The following is a 20,335-nucleotide window of genomic DNA, read 5'->3' as shown; positions in this document are numbered from 1 at the left end:
GGAAACGAGTGAGGTCAGCCCATCGGGACGACGATTTCCGAGCGGCGCGGACGCTGTCCGTCCTTGCCGGGGACCAGCACGACGATCACGCAGACCTGCTGGCCGCCCCGCGTCGCCTGCGAGGCCTTGGCCAGCGTGCCGCCATTCTGCGCGGCGACCTGCTGGCCGATGGCGTAGCAATCGTTGGCGGCAAGCACGACCGGCTGGTCGACCGACGGGTCGATGACCGGCATTGCCGTCGTCTGCGACGCAAAGAGGCCGGCTGCGGCAAGCGCCAGCACTGCTTTGCGGAGATGGGAGCCAAGGTTGGTCATGATCACGGTTCTAACGCATATGGGCTGAACGTGAAATGAACGGTGAACAATCGAAAATCCATGCCCGCCATTCCCCTGCGCGAGACAAATGAATGCACCCTGTGACGCCAGTGCAGTCGCCAGGGGCTTCCTCAGGCCCCGGGTGCAAATTCATAGCCGGAAAATCAGTCGGCCCGCTACGCTTTTCGGGTGCGGATTCTCCATCCAGCCCTAGCTAGTGCGTTTCACCGTTTCATGGAAACGGCGAACCGCCCTATCTCTCTAATTTAACGCAATTCCGGACGGAAAACCGATCACACTTTTCTTGGAATTGCTCCGGTGTAGGAACGCCGCACGACCATGGGAGCACGCGATGACGCGCGATGATATTGCCGATCTCTATCGGGGCTACATCGCCTGCCTGAACGACCAGGAGTGGGACAATCTCGGCCGCTTCGTCGGCGACGAGGTGCAGTACAATGGCGAGACGATCGGGCTTTCGGGTTATCGCCGTATGCTGGAAGGCGATTTCGAGGCCATTCCCGACCTGCGCTTCAACATCGAACTCCTGATTTCGGAGCCGCCGCGCGTGGCGGCGCGACTGCATTTCGACTGCCGGCCCAAGGGCGTGCTGTTCGGCCTGCCGGTGCACGGCAGGCGGGTTTCCTTCGCCGAGAACGTCTTCTACGAATTCCACGACCGACGGATTCGCGAGGTCTGGTCGGTCATCGACAAGGCCGCCATCCAGGCGCAGCTCTGAGGTCCGCCAGCCTCTCAAGCGGCTTCCTGCGTCAAGGCGTGGAAGCGCAGCAATCCATGATGGACCGCAAGGTCCTCGTCATAGCGCGCCTCGGCGAATTCCAGCGACAGGCGCGTCTGACCGCGCGAGCCGATGGAAAGTGCTGCGCCATCGAGGCGCGCCTTGATGCTGTCCATGATGAGGCGTGTCTCGGCCTCGCCTTGAGCTTTCGACCAGACGTGCAAGGTGATGAGTTGGTCGCCATCGTTGTCGGCGCCGGTGTCCAGGTCGAAGGCACTGGTACGGCCGTAGGTCACGTGTGGAAAGGCGGCCTTGTCGTTCGCCTGTTCGAGCAGGCCAGCGCCGCCGAGAAGCGCCGATAGCGACGCATCGGTCTTCAGCCTCAGGAACAAGGCCTGCATCAGATCGCCAGGCGCCGTCATCTACCGTCCATCGCCAACACATGTCTCCGCGCCGCAGCCAATTCCGGCAACGTAGCCGCGCTCGCGATCCGATGCCAGATCGCGAATCGGTTTGACTATAGCGTGAAGGGCGAAGGTCTCGAATTTATTACGTTTTCGTCAAATCATGAGACCGGAGCCGCGCCGCCTTCCTCGGTGCGCTTGGCAATGAACTCGTCGAGCACGCCCGCGGTGGCGGCAGCGGAGGCCGGCGGCTGGAAATCGGAAAGAATCCGCTTCCAGATGCCGGTCGCGCGCTCCGTGGCGGTCTTGCCGCCGGCTTGCGTCCAATTGCCGAAATTCGACCAGTCGGCCACCAGCGGCTCATAGAAGGCGGTGCGGTAGCGCGTCATGGTATGCGCCGCCGAGAAGAAATGGCCGCCGGGCTGCACTTCGGCGATGGCCTCGAAGCCCATCGCATCCTCGTCGCCCGGGGTCTTCGCGCAAAGCTCTGCGACCGTCTGCAAGGCTTCGATGTCGGTGATCAGCTTCTCGAGGGAAACGCTCAAACCGCCTTCCAGCCAGCCGGCGGCATGGATGCAGACGGTCGCGCCGGCCAGCACCGAGCCCCACAGCGCGAACTGCGTCTCGTGCGCTGCCTGCGCGTCGGAGATATTGGCGGCGCTGCCGCCGCCGGATCGCCATGGCAGGCCGGTGAAACGCGCAAGCTGGCCCGCGCCGAGCGTGGCCTTGACATGCTCCGGCGTGCCGAAGGCCGGCGCGCCCGACTTCATGTCGACATTGGAGGAGAAGGAACCATAGACCACAGGCGCGCCTGGGCGCGCGATCTGGGCGAGCGTCAGGCCCGCCAGCGCCTCGGCATGCTGCAGCGTCAGCGCGCCGGCAACCGTGATCGGCGCCATCGCGCCTGCCAGGCAGAAGGGCGTGATGATCGATATCTGGCTGGCGCGGGCGAAGTCGATGATGCCCTGCGCCATCGGGATGTCGAGTTGTCGCGGCGAGTTGGTGTTGATGACCGTGTAGCTATGGGCGCTGCCGGCAAACTCGTCTTCGGACAGGCCGCGCGCCAGCCGGATCATCTCGAAACTGTCCTCGACCTGCGGCGTGCCGCGGGCAAAGACGAAGGGCACCTTGTCGGACAGCGTCAGTTGCGCCCGGCCGGTGGCATAGTGGCGAAAGCGCGTGTCGACGTCCTGCGGCTCGACGCAGGGGCCGAGCATATGCAGCACGTCGAAATGCTGGATCAGCTTGATGAATTCCTCGAAGGCCTGGAGCGTGCCCGGCCGTCGGCCGCGCTCAAGATCGGTGACGTTCGGGGCGCCGGAGCCGGCCAGGAAGGTCATCGAGCCGAGCTCGAGCATCAGATCCAGCGAGCGGTCGCCGCCAAGGGCGGGAATCGCGCGCGGCGCCGCGGCAAGTGCTGCCTGGACCATGTCGCGGCCGATCCTGACCATCTGGCTGTCTTCGTCGACCAATGCGCCGGCCCTGGCGTAGATGGCGCGGGCCTCGGGCAGCAGCACCTTGATGCCGAGCTCCTCCAGCACGCGCAGCGCGGTAGCGTGGATCGCGGCGACCTGATCGTCGGAAAAGATCGGCTGCGGCAGGAAGGGGTTCTTCAGCGACCGATAATTCGGATGCCGGCTAGACTCGCTGCCTGCCTCGCCGGTGCGTCCCCGCCGGCGCTCGCGCCTGAGATCACGTGCGGCCTCGTCAATCATGGCGGTTCCTCCTCATTGCCGCATCGCCTTGCCTTCGGCGTCGTAGGGCGAGCCCGCGATGACGCGCGCCGGCCGTTCGACCCCGACAATGTGTACGGAAAGCTCGGTGCCCTCCCCGGCGAAATCGTCATCGAGCAACGCCAGGGCGACGCTCTTGCCGAGCGTGTAGCCGTAGCCGCCGGATGTGACGAAGCCGATGCGCCGGCCCTTGGACCAGACCGGCTCGAAGCCGCTGGCATCGGCGTCGACAGCGTCGACCTCCAGCGTCACGATCCGTCGCGAGACGCCCACCTCGCGCTCCTTGAGCGCGGCCTGGCGGCCGATGAAATCGCCCTTGTCGAAGGCGATGAAGCGGTCGAGCCCGGTCTGGCCGGGCGTGTAGCCTTGGGTGAATTCGCGCGACCAGATGCCGAAACTCTTTTCCAGCCTGAGCGAATTCAGCGCGTAATAGCCGATCTCGGCCAAGCCGAGGTCTTCGCCGGCGGCAAGCAGCGTCTCACGCAGGCTCGAATGCAGGGTGGCCGGGCAGTTGATCTCGAAGCCGAGCTCGCCGGCAATGGACAGCCGCGCCACCCGGGCTCGCGCCATGCCGATGTCGAACGCGCCGCAGGACATGAACGGCAGGGTTTTGGCGGAGATGTCCTGATGGGTAGTGCATTCGACGATCCGGCGTGCGTTCGGACCGGTGACGAGGAAGCCGGACATGGCGTCCGAGATGTCGGTGATGGAGACGCCTTCGGCGATGTGCGCCTCGAACCAGCGCATGTGGAATTCGCGCAAATAGTAGGAGCCCATGATCCAGTATTCGCCGCCGCCCCAGTTGAGCACCGTGAGATCCCCCTTCAGCCGGCCGTCGGACCCAAGCATCGGCGCCAGCTTCGCGCGGCCGGGCTTCGGCAGCCGGCAGGCGAGCAGCCGGTCCAGCCAGGCCTCGGCGCCGGGGCCTGACACGGCATAGCGCGAGAAGGCCGTCGTATCGACGAGGCCGGCGGCGCGGCGGACCTGCAGCACCTCGTCGCCGACGATCTCGAAAGCGTTGGAGCGCTTCAGCGTCGTCTCCTCGCGGAATCCCATCGGCGCGAAATAGGCCGGGATCTCCAGGCCCCAGGACGCCGTCCATTCGGCGCCGGCGGCGCTCATGCCGTCATAGGCGCCCGGACGCTTCAGCGGTCGGCCGGCAGGCAGGCGCTCGTTGGGGAAGGTCATGACGAAGCGGCGGGCATAGAACTGGCCCGTGGTTTGCCGCAGATACTCGCGGTTGGCGGCGAAGGCGCCATAGCGGGCGATGTCCATGCCGAAGATGTCGGCTTGCGGCTCGCCGTAGATCATCCACTCGGCCAGCGACTTGCCGACGCCGCCGCCCTGGCTGAAGCCGGCCATGACGCCGCAGGCGACCCAGTAGTTCTTCAGCCCCCTGACCGGGCCGACCAGCGGATTGCCGTCCGGCGTGAAGGTGAAGGCGCCGTTCACCCATTTGCGGATGCCAGCCTTCGCCAGGCAGGGGAAGCGCTGATAGGCCTTGGAGAGCTCCGGGCTGATGCGGTCGATGTCCTCGGGGATCAGCTCGATGCCGTAATCCCAGGGCGCGCCGTCCATGTTCCAGTGTTTCGGGTTCTGCTCGTAGACGCCGAGCAGCACGCCTTTGCGCTCCTGACGCAGGTAGGAGAAGCCGTCGAGATCGACGGCGAGGCCGAGCTCCTTGTCGAGGGCTGCGACTTCGGGAATGTCCTCGGTGATGAAATAATGGTGTTCCATCGGCGTCACCGGAAGGTCGACGCCGGCCATCAGCCCTACCTGCTTGGCCCACAGGCCGCCGGCATTGACGACATGCTCGGTGACGATCGTGCCCTTTTCGGTGACCACGTCCCAGCCGCCATCGGCGCGCGACTTCAGCTCGATGACGCGGTTGCGCAGGATCACATCGGCGCCGCGCTTTCTGGCGGCGCCGGCATAGGCGTGCGTGGTGCCATAGGGATCGAGATGGCCCTCGTTGGAATCATAGAGGCCGCCGAGCACGTCGCTGACATCGACGATCGGGCAGATCTCCTTGATCTCCTCGGGCGTTACCAGTCGGGCCGTCTCGATGCCGACGGACTGAAACACCGCCCAGGCCGATTTCAGCCATTCCCAGCGCTGCGGGTCGCTCGCCATGTTGACGCCGCCGGTCATGTGCAGGCCGGCATTCTGGCCCGACTCGGCCTCGATCTCGCGGTAGAGTTTGATCGTATAGTCCTGCAGCGCCGCGACATTGGGATCGGCGTTGAGCGCGTGAAAGCCGGCGGCCGCATGCCAGGTCGAGCCAGCCGTCAGCTCGGCGCGCTCGATCAGCGCGACGTCGTTCCAGCCGAACCGCGTGAGATGGTAGAGCACCGAGGCGCCGACCACGCCTCCCCCGATGACGACTGCCCGGTAATGCGATTTCACGAGCCTCTCCCTCTCGTTGGAGGCCCACCAATACACCTTCTGGACATATGTGTCTAGACACTTCTGTCCAGAGCTTGCGTTGCGTTTCGCGCCATGCCTATTGTGCGGCCATGATCATGACCGCTCCCCAGACCGAACCGACGCCCGGCAACATCAAGGTTACGCGCTCCGACTGGATCAAACTGGCGCTCGATATGCTGATTTCAGACGGTATCGAGAGCGTGCGCGTGCTGACGCTCGGCCAGAAGCTCGGCGTGTCGCGCTCGAGCTTCTACTGGTATTTCAACAGCCGGCAGGACCTGCTCGACCAGTTGCTTGCACATTGGCACGACACCAACACCACGGCGATCGTCGAGCGTGCCCGCCGGCCGGCGGAGACCATCATCATGGGCGTGATGAACGTCTTCGAATGCTGGGCCGACGAGCGCCTGTTCGACCCCAGGCTCGATTTCGCCGTCCGCGAATGGGCCAGGCGCGCGGCCGATGTGCGGCGCATGATCGACCAGGCCGACGACGAGCGCCTCAGCGCCATCCGCGACATGTACCGCCGGCATGGCTATGACGGCGAGGACGCCTTCATCCGCGCCCGCGTCCTTTATTACATGCAGATCGGCTATTATGTGCTCGACCTCAAGGAACCGGTCGAGGCGCGCGTCAGCCATCTCGCCGCCTATCTGCGTTCCTTCACCGGCCAGGAGCCGACCGAGGCGGATGTGGCGCATTTCATGCGCTTCATCGCGGCGCGGTGATATAGTCTGCCGTCCACGGCCGAGGCGCCACCAATCAACAAAGCTTGCGCTGTTGCTTCGCTGCCCTTGTGAGCGATGCTAAAATGGTCGATTAGTCTTGCGGGGGAGGCGCCCGAAACTGCCATGCAGTTTCCGGGCGAAAGTGCGTTGGGGCGGAAGTCTGGAATGGCAAGTCCTTCGAAACCAAGCAAGAGAAGAGGTCGTATCGCTTCGGCGCTGCTCGCTGTGGACGCCTGGCTCGATTCCTCGCTCTACGAGATCGGTTTCAAGGCACGCGAATTCTGGGAAGCGGCGACCATCTTTTCCCGGCGGTTCCGGGTGCATGGCTGGCGCCGCGCCATCATCGAGGTGCTGAGCGAAGGTTTCACCATGGGCGCCGGTGGCTTCGTGGTGCTGCTCGCGCTTGCCATGCCCGCCTTCGACATCACCACCGGCGACTGGCGCAACCAGGGCGACTTCGCCGTCACCTTCCTCGACCGCTACGGCAACGAGATCGGCCAGCGCGGCATCATCCAGCGCGATTCCGTGCCGGTCGACGAGATGCCGGACATCGTCATCAAGGCGGTGCTGGCGACCGAGGACCGGCGTTTCTTCGACCATTACGGCATCGACGTGCTGGGCCTGTCGCGCGCGGTCTTCGAGAATGTGCGCGCCAATTCCGTGGTCCAAGGCGGCTCCAGCATCACCCAGCAGCTCGCCAAGAACCTGTTCCTGTCCAACGAGCGCACCCTCGAGCGCAAGATCAAGGAAGCCTTCCTGTCGCTGTGGCTGGAGGCGAACCTGTCCAAGAAGGAGATCCTGCAGCTCTATCTCGACCGCGCCTATATGGGCGGCGGCACGTTCGGCATCGAGGCGGCGGCGGATTTCTATTTCGGCAAGAGCGTCAAGGACCTGAGCCTTGCCGAGGCAGCGATGCTGGCCGGGCTGTTCAAGGCCCCGACCAAATACGCCCCGCACATCAACCTGCCGGCGGCCCGCGCGCGCGCCAATGTGGTGCTGTCCAACCTGGTCGATGCCGGCTTCATGACCGAAGGCCAAGTGCTGCAGGCGCGGCTGCATCCGGCCGACGTCGTCGACCGCGGCGAGCAGAAGAGCCCGGATTATTTCCTCGACTGGGCCTTCGACGAGGTGAAGAAGATCGCCAAGCCCGGCCAGCACTCGCTGGTCGCCCACACCACTTTCGACGCCAACATCCAGAAGGCGGCCGAGGAGTCGGTCGAGTTCCATCTTCGCCAGTTCGGCAAGGAATACAACGTCACCGAAGGCGCGGTGGTGGTGATCGAGACCAACGGCGCAGTGCGTGCCATCGTCGGTGGCCGCGACTATGGCACCAGCCAGTTCAACCGCGCCACCAAGGCGCTGCGTCAGACCGGTTCATCCTTCAAGCCCTATGTCTATGCCACCGCCATGGAACATGGCTTCACGCCGGACTCGGTGGTTTCCGGTGGCCCTATCAGCTGGGGCAGTTGGTCGCCGCACAATTACAATGGCGGCTCGGCCGGCAACGTCACGCTGCTTACGGCGATCGCCAAGTCGATCAACACCGTGCCGGTGCGGCTCGCCAAGGACTACCTCGGCATCGGTCCGATCAAGGCGATGGCCGAATCGATGGGTGTCGAATCGCCGCTGGAATCGCACAAGACCATGGTGCTCGGCACATCGGGCATGACGGTGATGGACCAGGCGACCGGCTACAGCGTCTTTGCGCAGAACGGTTTCGTCGGCTCGCGCCACGGCATCACCCAGCTCGTCACCCGCACCGGCGACGTGGTCTATGACTGGGCCAAGGACGCGCCGCCACCACATCGGGTGCTGTCGGAAAAGGCGCTGAAATACATGAACACCATGCTGGCGGCGGTGCCGGTTATAGGCACCGCGAGGCGCGCCCAGCTTCCGAACATTGTCGTTGCCGGCAAGACCGGGACGACACAATCCTACCGCGATGCCTGGTTTGTCGGCTTCACCGGCAACTACACCGCCGCCGTCTGGCTCGGCAATGACGACTTCACGCCGACCAATAAAATGACCGGCGGTTCGCTGCCGGCGATGGTCTGGCAGCGGCTGATGGTCTATGCGCATCAGAACATCGACCTGAAGCCGATCCCGGGCATCGATCATCCGTGGGTCGACCCGGAGGTCGCGGCCAAGGCCGAGGAAGCGGCGAAAAAGGAAGCCGACGCGGCGGCGGCGCAGGCCGAGGCCGAACGCCCGCCGGTGCTTTCCGGCCGCACCACCCAGACGCTGAGGGAAATGAGCAAGGCGTTCCAGGCCGCGCCCGTGCTGGGCGCCCCCACCCTGCCGGAGACGCTTTCGGCGCTTTAGGACCGCGTTGGCGTGAAGCCGGCTTGCCACGGTACCCCGCGCCGCGATATCCCGGGCAACCTCCTCTGTTTGCGGCTCTCATGCTCAAGAACGCCATCCTGACGCTGCTTTCGCTTGCCATGGCCATCGGGCTTGGCGGCTACAGCGTCTGGTATGCGCTCAACGCCCAGGACGGCGTCGGCGCGATCCGCATCGGCCAATGGACCGCCTTCCCCGAAGTCGGGACGCTGGCGGCCGACCCCTATTCCAAGGCGCGCGTGGCACGCGAGGGCGTGCTGGCGCTCGGCCAGGCCGAGGGGCTTGCCTTCGTGGCCGAGCGCGACGATGCGGGCGAGCCGCTGAAACGCGAATGCGCCTACACTATCGAAGGCGGTTATCCCACTGCCCGCTTCTGGACGCTCTATGCCGCCGACCAGTCGCTTGGCGTGATCGACACAGGCAAGCCGAGGCGGTCGGCGCTGCAATCCTACGAAGTGCTGCGCCAGCCCGACAATTCCGTCGTCATTTCCGTCGGCAATCGCCCGGCTCCCGGCAACTGGCTGCTGACCGGCGGCTCCGGCAAGATGTATTTCGTGCTGACCTTCTACGACACGCCGATCGCCTCGAGCACCGGCCTCTCGGACGTCACGCTGCCGCGCATCCTGAAGGCGGGCTGCAATGCGTAGCCTGCTGCACGCCCTCATCCTCGGCCTGCTCGGCGCCGGCATCGTGCACATCGTGGTGCTGTTCCTGGTGCCGGAATTTTCCGAACGCGATGCCTGGTCGCGGCTGGCGATGGCTTCGGACCTCTACAAGATGACGCGGCTCGACGCCGAGGCCGGCGGCGCGCCGGTGGTGAAATCGGTCGATCCGCTGTTTTATGCCGCCGCCTGCCGATTCGATCTCACGGACGGGCTGGTCAGGATCAAGGCGCCCGGCGACGTGCCGTTCTGGTCGGCCTCGGTCTATGACCGCAGCGGCCACAACATCTATTCCTTCAACGATCACAACGCCAATGGCGAAAAACTCGATGCCATCGTGCTGACGCCGGCGCAGATGATCGACGTGCGGCGCGACCTTCCGGAGGATCTGCAGGGCGCGATCTTCGTCGAGGCGCCGATCGATGAAGGCATCTTCGTCGTCCGCGCCTTCGTGCCGGACGAGAGCTGGAAGCCGATCGTGTCGCGCTTCCTCGAGCAGAGCGCCTGCGAATTGCAGGATTACTGAGAAAGGCGCCCGATCAGTGATGCGGCTTGGCAGGTGGCGGGGAGCGCGGCCTGTCGGGGCCGCTCTCGCCGGGCCGCGCCTCACCGACCTGCGGATGCAACTCATAACGGACGCCGGGGAATATGATGACCGCCGCCGCCGTCGTGGTGTCGTGACTTGCTCGATTTACAGGTGCCGCTCGCGGCACAAAAGACAGGACCATGCCCATGGTTCGCGCATTCCCTCTCGGTTTCCCCGGAGCACAACGCAACGCCTCCAAAGTTGATTAAGGGGCGTAGAGGGTTAACGGAGCGCTAACGGATCGCGGCTAATTTGATGTTTGTTTTCCTGAAGGTGCGAAACCGGCCCGGCCGGATCGTGCGGTTCGGGAGTGTGTCGAGTGTCGGGCGTATCCTCCGTGTCATCTTCGGATTTCAGGCAAATCGCTATCCGGACCGAAGCTGGAAAGGCCGAAAGGCTGTTCCGCGCCGCGGTGTCGGCGTTTTGCTCGCTGACGCGCCCGTCGCGCCGCGAGATCGCCCAGCTCGAAGACCTGACGCTGCCGCTGTTCGACGAGGTTTCTGTCGAGTCGCGCCGCTATGTCGCCGCTGCCCTTTCCGAATGCGAATATGCGCCGGCCGCGCTGGTCAGGCGGCTGGCCGAAGAGCCGGTCGAGATCGCAGCCTCCCTGCTCACCCGCTCCAACGCGCTGAGCGACATCGACCTCATCGCGCTGATCGGCCGGCACGGGCTGCCGCACGCGCGCGCCATCGCGCGCCGCAAGGAGCTCAATCCGACGATCGCCGACCTGATCCGCGCGCTGGAAAGGCCGACGCTGGTCAAGACGCGGCCGCCGGAAACGGTCACGAAGCTCACGCCGAAGCCGGAGCCCGTGACCAAGGCGGACGACCGCCCCGCGCACGGCGAAGCAGCAGAGAACGCGCGGCGCCGCCTGCGGTCGATGATGCGCCCGACCGGTGACAGCGCCGACGTCAACACCTTCCTCGGCCAGCCGGCCTATGTGAAACTGCGCGAGACGGCGCTGACGGGGAACGCGGCCTTCTTCCAGACCGCGCTTGCCGACGCGCTGGATATCGACTTCGCGACGGCCCGTTCGGTGACCGGGCAGTCGAGCTATGCTGCGCTGCTTGCGGCGCTGCGGGCCCTCGATCTCAGCGAAGACATGGCATTCCTGATCGCGGTCGCGGTCTATCCCGGCGAGTTCCCGCATCCGCAGGCGATCCGCCTGTTCCTCGACCGCTACCGGCTGCTGCATCGCGAGGCGGCGCTGGACAAGGTACGCGCCTGGAAGGCCGAGACTCTTTCACGGGCGATCCGCGGCAATGCTGCCGCTGCGGTAGACACCGAAAGCCGCGAAGCCTCGAACAGCGACGAGGCGAGCGCCGGCCTCAAGGCGTCCTGACGCGGTTAATCCGCCTTCACGGAAAGAAGCTCTTCGACGGGAATGGTCCCGCCCTCGATCTCGACCACCCAGATGTCGGGATCGAATTTCTTCTCCCGCTCCAGCCGCGCATCGAAAGCCGAGCCATCGTCGCTCGCACCGAGCATGGCGAAGAAGCGCTCATCGGGCTTGGCCGAATCGTAGCTCGTCTGCGGCGCCGGCCCGTAAAGGGCCACCTCTCCCATCCGACCTCGCGAAAGCACGAAGACAGCGCCGGCCTCGGTCGCGCCGCGCTTGACGATTGCGGCAAAGCCGCCGGCGCCGAAGACGCGGCGCACAAGGGCCGAGACCCAGAGATCGGCGGTTACGCGCATGAGAGGTTTCCGGATGCCACCCAAGCATCTAACAAATCTTGTTAGAGTTTGTGAAGACCGCTATATAAATAGCGATGAAAAGCCAAGCAATGCGCACCCTTACCATATCGCTTACGCCGAAACAGGCCGCCCGTCTGCAGGATGCGGTCGAGAGCGGCAACTATGCCTCGAACAGCGAAATCGTCAGGGAGGCCCTCAGGCTGTGGGAGCACCGCGAGGCGCTTCGCGTGCGCGAACTCGCACAGTTGAAGCAGGCTTACGACGAAGGGATGGCGAGTGGCGAAGGTCAGGACGTCGATCGCCGGGCCTTTCTCCGCGCTCTGAAAGCCGAGCGCACGGAACGTGGCTAGCTATCGACTTACACCTCGCGCGGAACAAGACCTCAAGAACATTTGGCGCCATATTGCGGCCGACAGCGAAAGGGCGGCGGATGGCCTCGTAGAGCGCATTTTCGACAGACTGGAGCTCGCCTGCAGTCATCCCAATATGGGGTTGCCCGGCCAGAGTTGAGCGCCACGGCACGTATTCTCGTGGAGGGTCGATATATCGTTATCTACGAGCCAATGGACTACGGCATCCTGGCTGTGGCCATTGTTCACGGGATGAGAGACCCCGACCATTGGCTTGAATAGACAGCTTTCGGACGCCGCCGCTCAGTTCGTCAGGCCGATCTCGCGCATCTTGACGTAGACGGCCTCGTCCGGCTCGCCGGTCTCGGGAAGGCCGAAGAGGGCCTGGAATTCCTTGATCGCGGACTTGGTGCGGGCGCCAACCTTGCCGTCAAGCTGCATGTCGCTATTGCCGAAAGCCTTCAGGCCGGCCTGGATCCTGACGATGCGGGCGTCGGGAGACAATGTAGGGTCACTGGCCGGGGCCGAGACCGGAATTGCCGATGGCCTGGCCGACGGCGTCGCGGCTGCCGCGTCGGCCGGCCGCGGCGCCGGGTGCGGGATGGCCGCCGTGGTCTGGCGAGCGCCAAGCTGGTCGAGCAGCGCCGTGTCGATCTCGCCCGAGCCGGGCAGCCCGACTTTCAACTGATAGGCCTGGATGGCCTTGCGCGTGGCCGGTCCGGTGAGACCATCGACCGTGCCGTCGTAGAAGTTGAGGTCCTTCAAAATGCCCTGCACCTGCTGGACGACCGGATCCGGCTTGGCCACCGGCTGCGCCGGCGCCTGGCGCACGATGTTGATGGTGGTTTCCGGTTCGTCGGAGACGGTGTGCGGGAAATTCACGATGGTCCGGGTGGCGAAGAAGGCGCCGGTATGCGGAAAGGGCTGATACCAGAGCGCGTTGGCCGAGACGTAGAACAGCGTCACCAGGAAAGCGGTCGAGCCGCCGACCAGGACCGGATTGCTGGCGATCATCTGACCGACGGCAACCGCGCCCTCGGCAAGGACGCCGCGCTCTGGTTCGATCACCTTAGGCCGTTTTGCGGAGCGAGCCATTGCTGTCCCCATCTGCATCCCCCTTCGGCTTGACCGCCGGCATGGCCAGCACGCCGGATGGCGCACCCGAACGCCGCTTCGGCCCGTTCACCGGCAGGCCGATCGTCACCGTGGTGCCCTCACCTGGCGCGCTCTCGATCGACATCGTGCCCTCGTGCAGCGCCACCAGGCCCTTGACCAGCGACAGGCCGAGCCCGGTTCCCTCGAAACGGCGCGTGTAGTCGTTCTGGATCTGCATGAACGGCTTGCCGAGATTGGCCATGTCCTCCTCGGCGATGCCGATGCCGGTGTCGCTCACCCAGAAATGCAGGTGCGAGCCGACACGCTTGGCGCCGATCACCACGCTGCCGCCATCGGGCGTGAACTTCACGGCGTTCGACGCGAGATTGATCAGGATCTGCTGGACCGCCCGGCGGTCGGCATTGATCTCGCCCGCATCCGGGGCAATCTGCGTGGCAAGAACTATGCTCTTGGCGTCGGCCAGCGGCCGCATCATCGAGCGACACATGTCGACGGCCTCGACGAAGCGGAACGGCTCCAGCTCGGTCGCGTAGGCACCCGCCTCGATGCGCGAGACATCGAGGATCGAGGTGACGACGGACAAGAGATGCTGGCCGGATTCCCTGACCAGGCCGACATATTCCTTCTGGCGCGGATCCCTGAAGGCGCCGAACATCTCATGCAGCAGCATGTCGGAAAAGCCGATGATGGCGTTGAGCGGCGTGCGCAGCTCGTGGCTGACCACCGCCAGGAAGCGGCCCTTGGCCACTTCGGCCGCCGCAGCGGCCTCCCTGGCTTCCGCAAGCTCGTCGCGAAGTGCCGCGACGTCGTCGTTTTCGCGCAGGACCAGGGTGAAGACGTCGCGGTCGACTTCGCCGCGCAGCAGATCGAGGCTGAACGGGCGGAAATTGTCGGTCGCGCTGGAACCCTCGCGCGGCAAGCGGATGCGCAGATCAAGCCGGCGCTTCGGCGCGCCCTCGCGCATGTCGGCCAAAGCGGTTAGATAGGCGACGCGGTCGGAAAGATGGACGCGATCGAAAAGGCCGGTGCCGAGCAGGAGCTCCGGCGCCAATTTGAGGGTCGAACGCGCCCGGGCGGACGCGTCAAGCACTTCGCCCTGGCGACCGGCGCGCAGCACGACAGCGTCGATGACGTCCTCAAGACGATCGCCGGCAGCCTCCGCCAGCCGCAAGCCGGCCGGGTTGGCGATGGCGGCGGCCCGCGGCACCAGCGTCAGCGCCCAGGCGAGCGGCAGCAGCCAATGCCAGGTGGCGATTTCGCCGAGCGGCAAGACCTGCCCGGCAAAGGGCTGCAGCACGATGGCGGCAAGCGCCGCCAGCGCGCCCCACAGCGCAGCGCGCCGCGACCCCGAGACCCACCAGGTTTCGACCGGCAATGCGACGGCTAGGAGTGCTGCCGGCGAGGCCAATCCGCCCGCCGCCGCGATGGCGCCGGCAAGGGCGAGGCCGCCGAGCGCGACCGCCATGCGGCCGGCAAGCGCCATGTGGCCGGTGGCCGCCACCAGAAGCGCCGCGAACCAGCACAGGCCAAAAGCGGCAAAGATCGCCGCTACCGTGACGGCCGCGCCGAGACTCGCGGTGACAAGCGTGACCGCCGCACCCGCGGCAAGGAAGGGCGCGGCGAGCATGACGCCGATGAAGCGACGCTGGCGCAGGCGTTCCGCCTCACCCGTCACGGTCGGGTGAACCATGCGCTCGCAGCCGGCGGCAACCGCGCCAGGCAATTGAACGTATCTGGCTGAAATCGAACTCAACGCACGCGTACCCGGTCGTAAAAAACGCCTGCCTGGCAGGTGACTCATCAATTGGCTTGAAACTCGCATCCAGCGTTTAAGGAATGGATAAGGCTGGCGAAGCCGGCGCCCGCCCCAGGACAAATATTGTGATGCCGACCCCGCAAAGCACGCCGAGTTGCCGCCATGGTAAACGGCGGGTTAGCCGCGAGGCCTGTGCCAAAACGAGCCGAAACTTGACACGACTAATTTGTGTCGGGAATAAAATCGAGTAATTACAATATGATATATGGCTATCGTAAAGTTAATGTGGTCGATGAGATTCGAGGCAAGTCCGTTTCAAAACCAATTCCTTTCGAATTTGCCTAAAATTTGAGGAAAATTCGCGGCTTCGATGCAAGCCGTCCTTTGCGTGACCGTGCCACTATCGTGCCCATAAAAGAGGTCATGCCGATGGATGCATGATCCGTCACGGATGGATGCATCGTCCATCGCGGATGAGAGGCAAGTAAGATGGGCTTTCTGATCAGGATGGCTTTCTGGTTTTCGCTGGTGCTGCTGGCGCTGCCGCTCGGCGTCGGCCCGGGTGAAGACGGCCAGCAGAGCGTCGGACCGATCCAGGCGCTGTTTGCGGCGCGCGAGGCGGTCGGCGACATTGCCGGGCTGTGCGAGCGTAAGCCCGATGTCTGCGAAACCGGCAAATCGGCCATGTACACCATCACCGTTCGCGCCAAGGAAACGGCCAAGATCGCCGCGGCCATGATCGACGACCAGCAACAGCCCGGGCAGGCAGGCGCGCCCGAGACGAAGGTCGCGGATGGTTCCGTCACGACCACCGGCAGCGTCGCCGAGGACATCGTGCTGCCCGCCAAGGTCAACATTCCGGTGATGCTGACCGCCAAGAACTGAATTCTTTCCAGCCGTTCGCTCGGCTCTTCAGTTTCGGCGCAATTCCGGACGGAAAACCGCTACGCACTTTTCCTGGAATTGCTCTAACGCCGCGGGCCCGTCCGACCTCTCGACGCCCGCGGCGTCTTTCTTTTTCCGTGACGCGGCCGGGCCGGGCCACTATATGCGGGTCAATGGCCACCTCGATCCAGACCATCCGCGACGACTTTTCCCTGCTCGACGAGTGGGAGGACCGCTATCGCTATGTGATCGAGCTAGGCGAGGGCCTGCCGGCCTTTCCCGAGGCGGAGCGCACGGCCACGAACAAGGTGCCTGGCTGTGTGAGCCAGGTGTGGCTCACCACCGAGCAAGGAGCGGGCGCCGATCCGGTGATCAGCTTCCAGGGCGATTCGGATGCCCATATCGTGCGCGGCCTCGTCGCCATCATGCTGGCGCTGTTTTCGGGCAGGCATGCAAGCGAAATCCAGAACACGGACGCCGAAGCGACCCTGAAGGAACTCGGCCTCGACGAGCATCTGTCGCCGCAGCGCGCCAACGGCCTGCGTTCGATGGTCAAGCGCATCAAGCGCGACGCCGAAGCAGCGCTGAAGCAGACGGCCTGATCCGGCCGATATCGCTCCCATCAAGAAAGCAAAACGGCGCCGCAAGGGTGCCGTCGAACTGCTTGACGAGCTGAGACCAATCAACGGCCCTTGCGCTTGCGGCCCAGACCCATCTTCTTGGCGAGCTGCGAGCGGGCGGCCGCGTAATTGGGGGCGACCATCGGATAGTTGGCATCCAGGCCCCACTTCTCACGGTACTCTTCCGGCGTGAGATTGTAGTGGGTCATCAGGTGCCGCTTCAGCGACTTGAACTTCTTGCCGTCCTCGAGACAGACGATGTAGTCGTCATGGACGGAGCGCTTCGGGTTCACAGCCGGCTTCTGCTTCTCGGCCGACGGCTGCTCCGGCGAGCCACCGACGCGACCCAACGCGGCATGGACGTCGGCGATAAGGTTCGGCAGTTCCCCAACCGGCACCGGGTTGTTGCTGACATAGGCGGCGACGACATCGGCGGTCAGCTCGATCAGCGCATCACCGTTTTTCGAAGGTGTTTCGACGATTTCCATAGTGCTAAGGCCCCAACGAGAGTTTGTTTCTAAAACTGCGCCCTTTTTGTGGGATCGGGCATCGCGCGAATTTCGTGCAGGAAAGCCTGCGATTCGCATCGCCTTATCTTAATGACGCCGCATTGCAAGTAAGTCAATTCGCATATTGACTTATATTCACCGATATTCATCAAATATTGCTGATTCAGCTTCAAAAATTCGTGCGCCGTGTAACTTCGCGAGATTTTTCTGGTCAGACCAGCATGCCGTGACGTCACGTCATCCGTGTGTTAGACATCCGATCGCCGCTCGACACGGCGTTCAATGCTTGGCCAATGCTTGGATGCCTGTCGCACCGGCGCGACAAATCCTGCGGCGCAACAAAGCGCAAGGACGCCGCCCTGCCGATCCGGATCCTGGGTGAACGATACCCCCCTAGTAAGGCGCGATATATTTGCCGTAGACCCAGCCGGTGACGAAATGGCCATTTTGCGCCGGGTCGTGCCATATCTCGCACCAGCGATAGCGGATCGCCTGGCGCTGCTTCCATTGCGGCTGGCGGGCGATATCGAGCAGGTTCACGCCGCCGGTGCAGCGGCCGGTCATCTGCAGCACGGTGCCGTTCGGATAGGCGGCCTGTTTTTGCGATGCGTTGGACGGATACTTTCGTGCATTGAGCGTGTCGCCGAACGGCACGCCCGCCACTTGCCAGGCGGCAAAGACGGTTGCATGAGACTGACTGGAAAAAGCCAGACCTGCCGCGAGGATGGCGACAGACATTGCGGTAGAAACACAGGATTTCATCTTTCCCCCTTCGACTTAGCTTCTATAGACCACCTTGAACCGCGCCCCTTGAACCGCCGCTGAGCGGCGTGTTCATTCGTCATTCAAGCAAATTCCGCAGCGAGACGTAATGACCAGAGCTTCCGCCTTGACTTCCGCCTTCCCGGCCGCCAACCCGCCGACGCCCGAGAAACACCCGGTTTCCGAAACGCATCACGGCATCACCCGCGGCGACGACTATGCCTGGATGCGGGCCGACAACTGGCAGGCCGTGTTCCGGGACCCTTCCCTCCTCGACGGCCGCATCCGCGCCCATCTCGATGCCGAGAACGCCTATCAGGCGGCGCTGATGGCCGGCACCGCGGACCTGCGCGGCAAGCTGTTTGCCGAGATGAAGGGGCGCATCAAGGAGGATGACTCGACGGTGCCCATGAAGGACGGGGCCTATGCTTATGGCTCTTCCTTCCGGCTGGGCGGCGAGCAGCCGCGCTATTTCCGCACGCCGTGCGGCGGCGGCGCCGAGGAGATCCTGCTCGACGGCGATAAGGAAGCCGAGGGCAAGGCCTATTTCAGGCTCGGCGGCGTCGACCATTCGGCCGATCACGGGAAGCTGCTGTGGGCCTTCGACGACAAGGGTTCGGAGTTCTTCACGCTGCGCGTGCGCGACCTTGCGAGCGGCAAAGAACTTGCCGACCAGATCCCGGATACGGGCGGCGGCGGGGTGTGGAATGCCGGCGATGGCGGCTTCTTCTACACCCGTCTCGACGACAATCATCGCCCGTCAAAAGTGTTGTTCCACGCGCTCGGCGACAAATCGGAGAATGACCGGCTGATCTACGAAGAGACCGATCCAGGCTTCTTCATGGATGTCGGCGGCACGCGCGCCAATGACTGGATCATGATCGGCATCAACGACCATGAGACTTCGGAATACCACCTGCTGCCCGCCAATGATCCAGCGGCCGAGCCCAAGCTGGTGGCGGTGCGCGAGACCGGCCTGCAATACGACCTGGAAGAAGGCGGCGACGTCTTCTTCATCCTCACCAATGCCGACGGCGCCAAGGACTTCAAGATCATGACCGCGCCGGTCGACAATCCGGTGCGCGCCAACTGGCAGGAACTGGTGCCGCACGAGCCCGGCCGGCTGATCCTCTCGGTGCTCGGCTTCAAGCATCATATGGTCAGGCTCGAGCGCAAGGACGGACTGCCGCGCATCGTGGTGCGCGAGCGCGCCAGCGGCGAGGAGCATTTCATCTCCTTCGACGAGGAGGCCTTCTCGCTCGGACTGTCCGGCTCCTACGAGTACGACACGGAGACGATGCGTTTCACCTATTCGTCGATGACGACGCCGGCGCAGGTGTTCGACTACAATATGCGCAGCCGCGAGCGCGTGCTCTTGAAGACGCAGGAAGTGCCCTCCGGCCACGATCCAGAGCACTATGTCACGCGCCGGCTGATGGCGCCCGCCGCCGATGGCGAACTGGTGCCGATCTCGCTGCTCTACCATCGCGACACGCCGCTCGACGGTTCGGCGCCCTGCCTGCTTTACGGCTACGGCTCCTACGGCATCACCGTTCCTTCGGCCTTCAACACCAACTGCCTGTCGCTGGTCGACCGCGGCTTCGTCTATGCCATCGCGCATGTGCGCGGCGGCAAGGACAAGGGCTATGGCTGGTACGATGACGGCAAGCGGGCGAAGAAGATGAACACCTTCACCGATTTCATCGCCTGCGGCCGCCATCTCGTCGCCGAGCGTTACACAAAGCACGACCGCATCGTCGCCCAGGGCGGCTCGGCCGGCGGCATGCTGATGGGGGCGATCGCCAACATGGCGCCGGAGGATTTCGGCGGCATCGTCGCCGAGGTGCCGTTCGTAGACGTGCTCACCACCATGCTCGACGCCAGCCTGCCGCTGACGCCGCCGGAATGGCCGGAATGGGGCAACCCGATCGCGTCAGCCGCCGACTACGCTACGATCGCGGCCTATTCGCCCTACGACAATGTGGCGGCGCACGACTACCCGCCGATCCTGGCGCTGGCGGGCCTGACCGATCCGCGCGTCACCTATTGGGAGCCGGCGAAATGGGTGGCGCGGCTGCGCGACCGCAAGGCAGGCGGCAACCCGGTGCTGTTCAAGATCAACATGGAGTCCGGCCATGCCGGCGCGTCGGGCCGCTTCTCGCGGCTGGAGGAGATCGCCTACATTTACGCCTATGCCTTGAAAGTGACCGGCAAGGCCTGATTTTCCGCTCGCAATTGGCTAGGGCGCGCGTTACCCAATGCCGCCCTTTTTCGACATGGCTTCTCCCGGCCGCGACCATTCACCCGCAAGGATCCTCATGCTCCTCGTCGACACGTATCTCGACAAATCCGCCATTCAGGGCATCGGCGTCTTCGCCAGGAGCCACATCGCCAAGGGCACGCTGGTCTGGAAGCTCGACCCGAGGTTCGACCGCCGCATCCCGGTCGACACCTACGAGGCCCAGATCGGCCCGGTGAAATCCTATCTCGACCGCTATTCCTATCCGGACCGGCACGATCCGAGCTTCATCGTCTTCGAGGCTGACGACGCACGCTACATGAACCACGACGACGACCCGAACTGCGACGTCTCCTCGCCCGAGGAGACCTACGCGCTACGCGACATCGCGCCAGGCGAAGAACTGACCTGCAACTACAACCACTTCTTCGAAGGCGGCTTCGATTTTCTGGGCGATCGCCACCTGTAAA

At 64.3% G+C, this 20,335-nt stretch carries 21 protein-coding genes; 12 read left to right on the top strand and 9 right to left on the bottom strand.

Annotated features, from left to right (window positions below):
* Positions 1 to 14: 14 nt before the first annotated feature.
* Positions 15 to 314, bottom strand: a complete 300-nt coding sequence (locus FJ418_RS26845; RefSeq protein WP_140643559.1) for a hypothetical protein — start codon at positions 312 to 314, stop codon at positions 15 to 17.
* 352 nt (positions 315 to 666) lie between these two features.
* Between FJ418_RS26845 and FJ418_RS26840 the strand changes: the two genes are divergently transcribed.
* A complete protein-coding gene (locus FJ418_RS26840) occupies positions 667 to 1,053 on the top strand; it encodes an ester cyclase (RefSeq protein ID WP_140870830.1) in 387 nt (128 codons plus the stop codon).
* Positions 1,054 to 1,067: 14 nt separating this feature from the next.
* On the opposite strand, the gene FJ418_RS26835 is transcribed toward FJ418_RS26840, so the two are convergent.
* The 3 genes from FJ418_RS26835 to FJ418_RS26825 form a co-directional block, all read right to left on the bottom strand.
* Positions 1,068 to 1,475, bottom strand: a complete 408-nt coding sequence (locus FJ418_RS26835; RefSeq protein WP_140870827.1) for a DUF3168 domain-containing protein — start codon at positions 1,473 to 1,475, stop codon at positions 1,068 to 1,070.
* A gap of 143 nt (positions 1,476 to 1,618) precedes the next feature.
* A complete protein-coding gene (locus tag FJ418_RS26830; RefSeq protein WP_140870824.1) occupies positions 1,619 to 3,172 on the bottom strand; it encodes a trimethylamine methyltransferase family protein in 1,554 nt (517 codons plus the stop codon).
* Between the two features lie 12 nt (positions 3,173 to 3,184).
* A complete protein-coding gene (locus FJ418_RS26825) occupies positions 3,185 to 5,596 on the bottom strand; it encodes an FAD-dependent oxidoreductase (RefSeq protein ID WP_140870821.1) in 2,412 nt (803 codons plus the stop codon).
* A gap of 110 nt (positions 5,597 to 5,706) precedes the next feature.
* On the opposite strand from FJ418_RS26825, the gene FJ418_RS26820 reads away from it, so the two are divergent.
* The 5 genes from FJ418_RS26820 to FJ418_RS26795 all read left to right on the top strand — a co-directional run bounded on the left by FJ418_RS26820 (position 5,707) and on the right by FJ418_RS26795 (position 11,275).
* A complete protein-coding gene (locus tag FJ418_RS26820) occupies positions 5,707 to 6,345 on the top strand; it encodes a TetR/AcrR family transcriptional regulator (protein WP_140870818.1) in 639 nt (212 codons plus the stop codon).
* Between the two features lie 165 nt (positions 6,346 to 6,510).
* Positions 6,511 to 8,667: a penicillin-binding protein 1A gene (locus tag FJ418_RS26815; protein WP_140658810.1), complete on the top strand. Its 2,157-nt coding sequence runs from the start codon at positions 6,511 to 6,513 to the stop codon at positions 8,665 to 8,667.
* 80 nt (positions 8,668 to 8,747) lie between these two features.
* Complete coding sequence (locus FJ418_RS26810) at positions 8,748 to 9,332, top strand: DUF1214 domain-containing protein (RefSeq protein ID WP_140870815.1); 585 nt, start codon at positions 8,748 to 8,750, stop codon at positions 9,330 to 9,332.
* Positions 9,325 to 9,873, top strand: coding sequence for a DUF1254 domain-containing protein (locus tag FJ418_RS26805; protein ID WP_140643543.1), 549 nt, complete (start codon positions 9,325 to 9,327; stop codon positions 9,871 to 9,873). The genes FJ418_RS26810 and FJ418_RS26805 overlap by 8 nt, the downstream gene beginning before the upstream one ends.
* 397 nt (positions 9,874 to 10,270) lie before the next feature.
* Positions 10,271 to 11,275, top strand: coding sequence for a DUF2336 domain-containing protein (locus FJ418_RS26795; RefSeq protein ID WP_140643676.1), 1,005 nt, complete (start codon positions 10,271 to 10,273; stop codon positions 11,273 to 11,275).
* A 5-nt stretch (positions 11,276 to 11,280) separates the two neighbouring features.
* Here FJ418_RS26795 and FJ418_RS26790 read toward each other — a convergent pair whose 3' ends face one another.
* Positions 11,281 to 11,628, bottom strand: a complete 348-nt coding sequence (locus FJ418_RS26790; protein ID WP_140643537.1) for a DUF1491 family protein — start codon at positions 11,626 to 11,628, stop codon at positions 11,281 to 11,283.
* A gap of 89 nt (positions 11,629 to 11,717) precedes the next feature.
* Here FJ418_RS26790 and FJ418_RS26785 point away from each other — a divergent pair, with 89 nt between their 5' ends.
* Together FJ418_RS26785 and FJ418_RS32730 are read left to right on the top strand one after the other, a co-directional pair.
* Entirely contained in the window at positions 11,718 to 11,978 is a 261-nt protein-coding gene (locus tag FJ418_RS26785) for a type II toxin-antitoxin system ParD family antitoxin (protein ID WP_181167100.1), read from the top strand.
* On the top strand, positions 11,971 to 12,138 hold the full coding sequence (locus tag FJ418_RS32730; RefSeq protein ID WP_348643123.1) for a type II toxin-antitoxin system RelE/ParE family toxin: 168 nt from the start codon (positions 11,971 to 11,973) through the stop codon (positions 12,136 to 12,138). The genes FJ418_RS26785 and FJ418_RS32730 overlap by 8 nt, the downstream gene beginning before the upstream one ends.
* A gap of 143 nt (positions 12,139 to 12,281) precedes the next feature.
* Here FJ418_RS32730 and FJ418_RS26775 read toward each other — a convergent pair whose 3' ends face one another.
* Positions 12,282 to 13,073: a peptidoglycan-binding domain-containing protein gene (locus FJ418_RS26775; RefSeq protein ID WP_140870810.1), complete on the bottom strand. Its 792-nt coding sequence runs from the start codon at positions 13,071 to 13,073 to the stop codon at positions 12,282 to 12,284.
* The gene (locus FJ418_RS26770; RefSeq protein ID WP_140870911.1) at positions 13,048 to 14,784 is read right to left on the bottom strand and encodes a PAS domain-containing sensor histidine kinase; all 1,737 of its coding nucleotides are present in this window, start codon (positions 14,782 to 14,784) and stop codon (positions 13,048 to 13,050) included. Before FJ418_RS26770 ends, FJ418_RS26775 begins: the two co-directional genes overlap by 26 nt.
* 555 nt (positions 14,785 to 15,339) lie before the next feature.
* Here FJ418_RS26770 and FJ418_RS26765 point away from each other — a divergent pair.
* Both FJ418_RS26765 and FJ418_RS26760 read left to right on the top strand, forming a co-directional pair.
* Complete coding sequence (locus FJ418_RS26765) at positions 15,340 to 15,735, top strand: DUF5330 domain-containing protein (protein ID WP_140643529.1); 396 nt, start codon at positions 15,340 to 15,342, stop codon at positions 15,733 to 15,735.
* A gap of 173 nt (positions 15,736 to 15,908) precedes the next feature.
* Positions 15,909 to 16,337 (top strand): SufE family protein, encoded by a 429-nt coding sequence (locus FJ418_RS26760; RefSeq protein WP_140870807.1) that lies wholly within the window; start codon positions 15,909 to 15,911, stop codon positions 16,335 to 16,337.
* 80 nt (positions 16,338 to 16,417) lie between these two features.
* Here the strand turns inward: FJ418_RS26760 and FJ418_RS26755 are convergent, their stop codons facing one another.
* Both FJ418_RS26755 and FJ418_RS26750 read right to left on the bottom strand, forming a co-directional pair.
* Complete coding sequence (locus tag FJ418_RS26755; RefSeq protein ID WP_027164827.1) at positions 16,418 to 16,843, bottom strand: MucR family transcriptional regulator; 426 nt, start codon at positions 16,841 to 16,843, stop codon at positions 16,418 to 16,420.
* A 414-nt stretch (positions 16,844 to 17,257) separates the two neighbouring features.
* A complete protein-coding gene (locus tag FJ418_RS26750; protein ID WP_181167099.1) occupies positions 17,258 to 17,602 on the bottom strand; it encodes an SH3 domain-containing protein in 345 nt (114 codons plus the stop codon).
* 133 nt (positions 17,603 to 17,735) lie between these two features.
* Here FJ418_RS26750 and FJ418_RS26745 point away from each other — a divergent pair, with 133 nt between their 5' ends.
* Together FJ418_RS26745 and FJ418_RS26740 are read left to right on the top strand one after the other, a co-directional pair.
* Entirely contained in the window at positions 17,736 to 19,847 is a 2,112-nt protein-coding gene (locus tag FJ418_RS26745; protein WP_140870804.1) for a S9 family peptidase, read from the top strand.
* A gap of 97 nt (positions 19,848 to 19,944) precedes the next feature.
* Positions 19,945 to 20,334, top strand: a complete 390-nt coding sequence (locus FJ418_RS26740; RefSeq protein ID WP_140658817.1) for an SET domain-containing protein-lysine N-methyltransferase — start codon at positions 19,945 to 19,947, stop codon at positions 20,332 to 20,334.
* The last annotated feature ends 1 nt before the right edge of the window (position 20,335 follow it).

This window comes from Mesorhizobium sp. B2-8-3 (genome assembly GCF_006440815.1).
Lineage (GTDB): Bacteria > Pseudomonadota > Alphaproteobacteria > Rhizobiales > Rhizobiaceae > Mesorhizobium.
The sequence above is the reverse complement of the archived record's forward strand: the minus strand, read 5'-3'. Positions and strand labels throughout refer to the sequence as shown.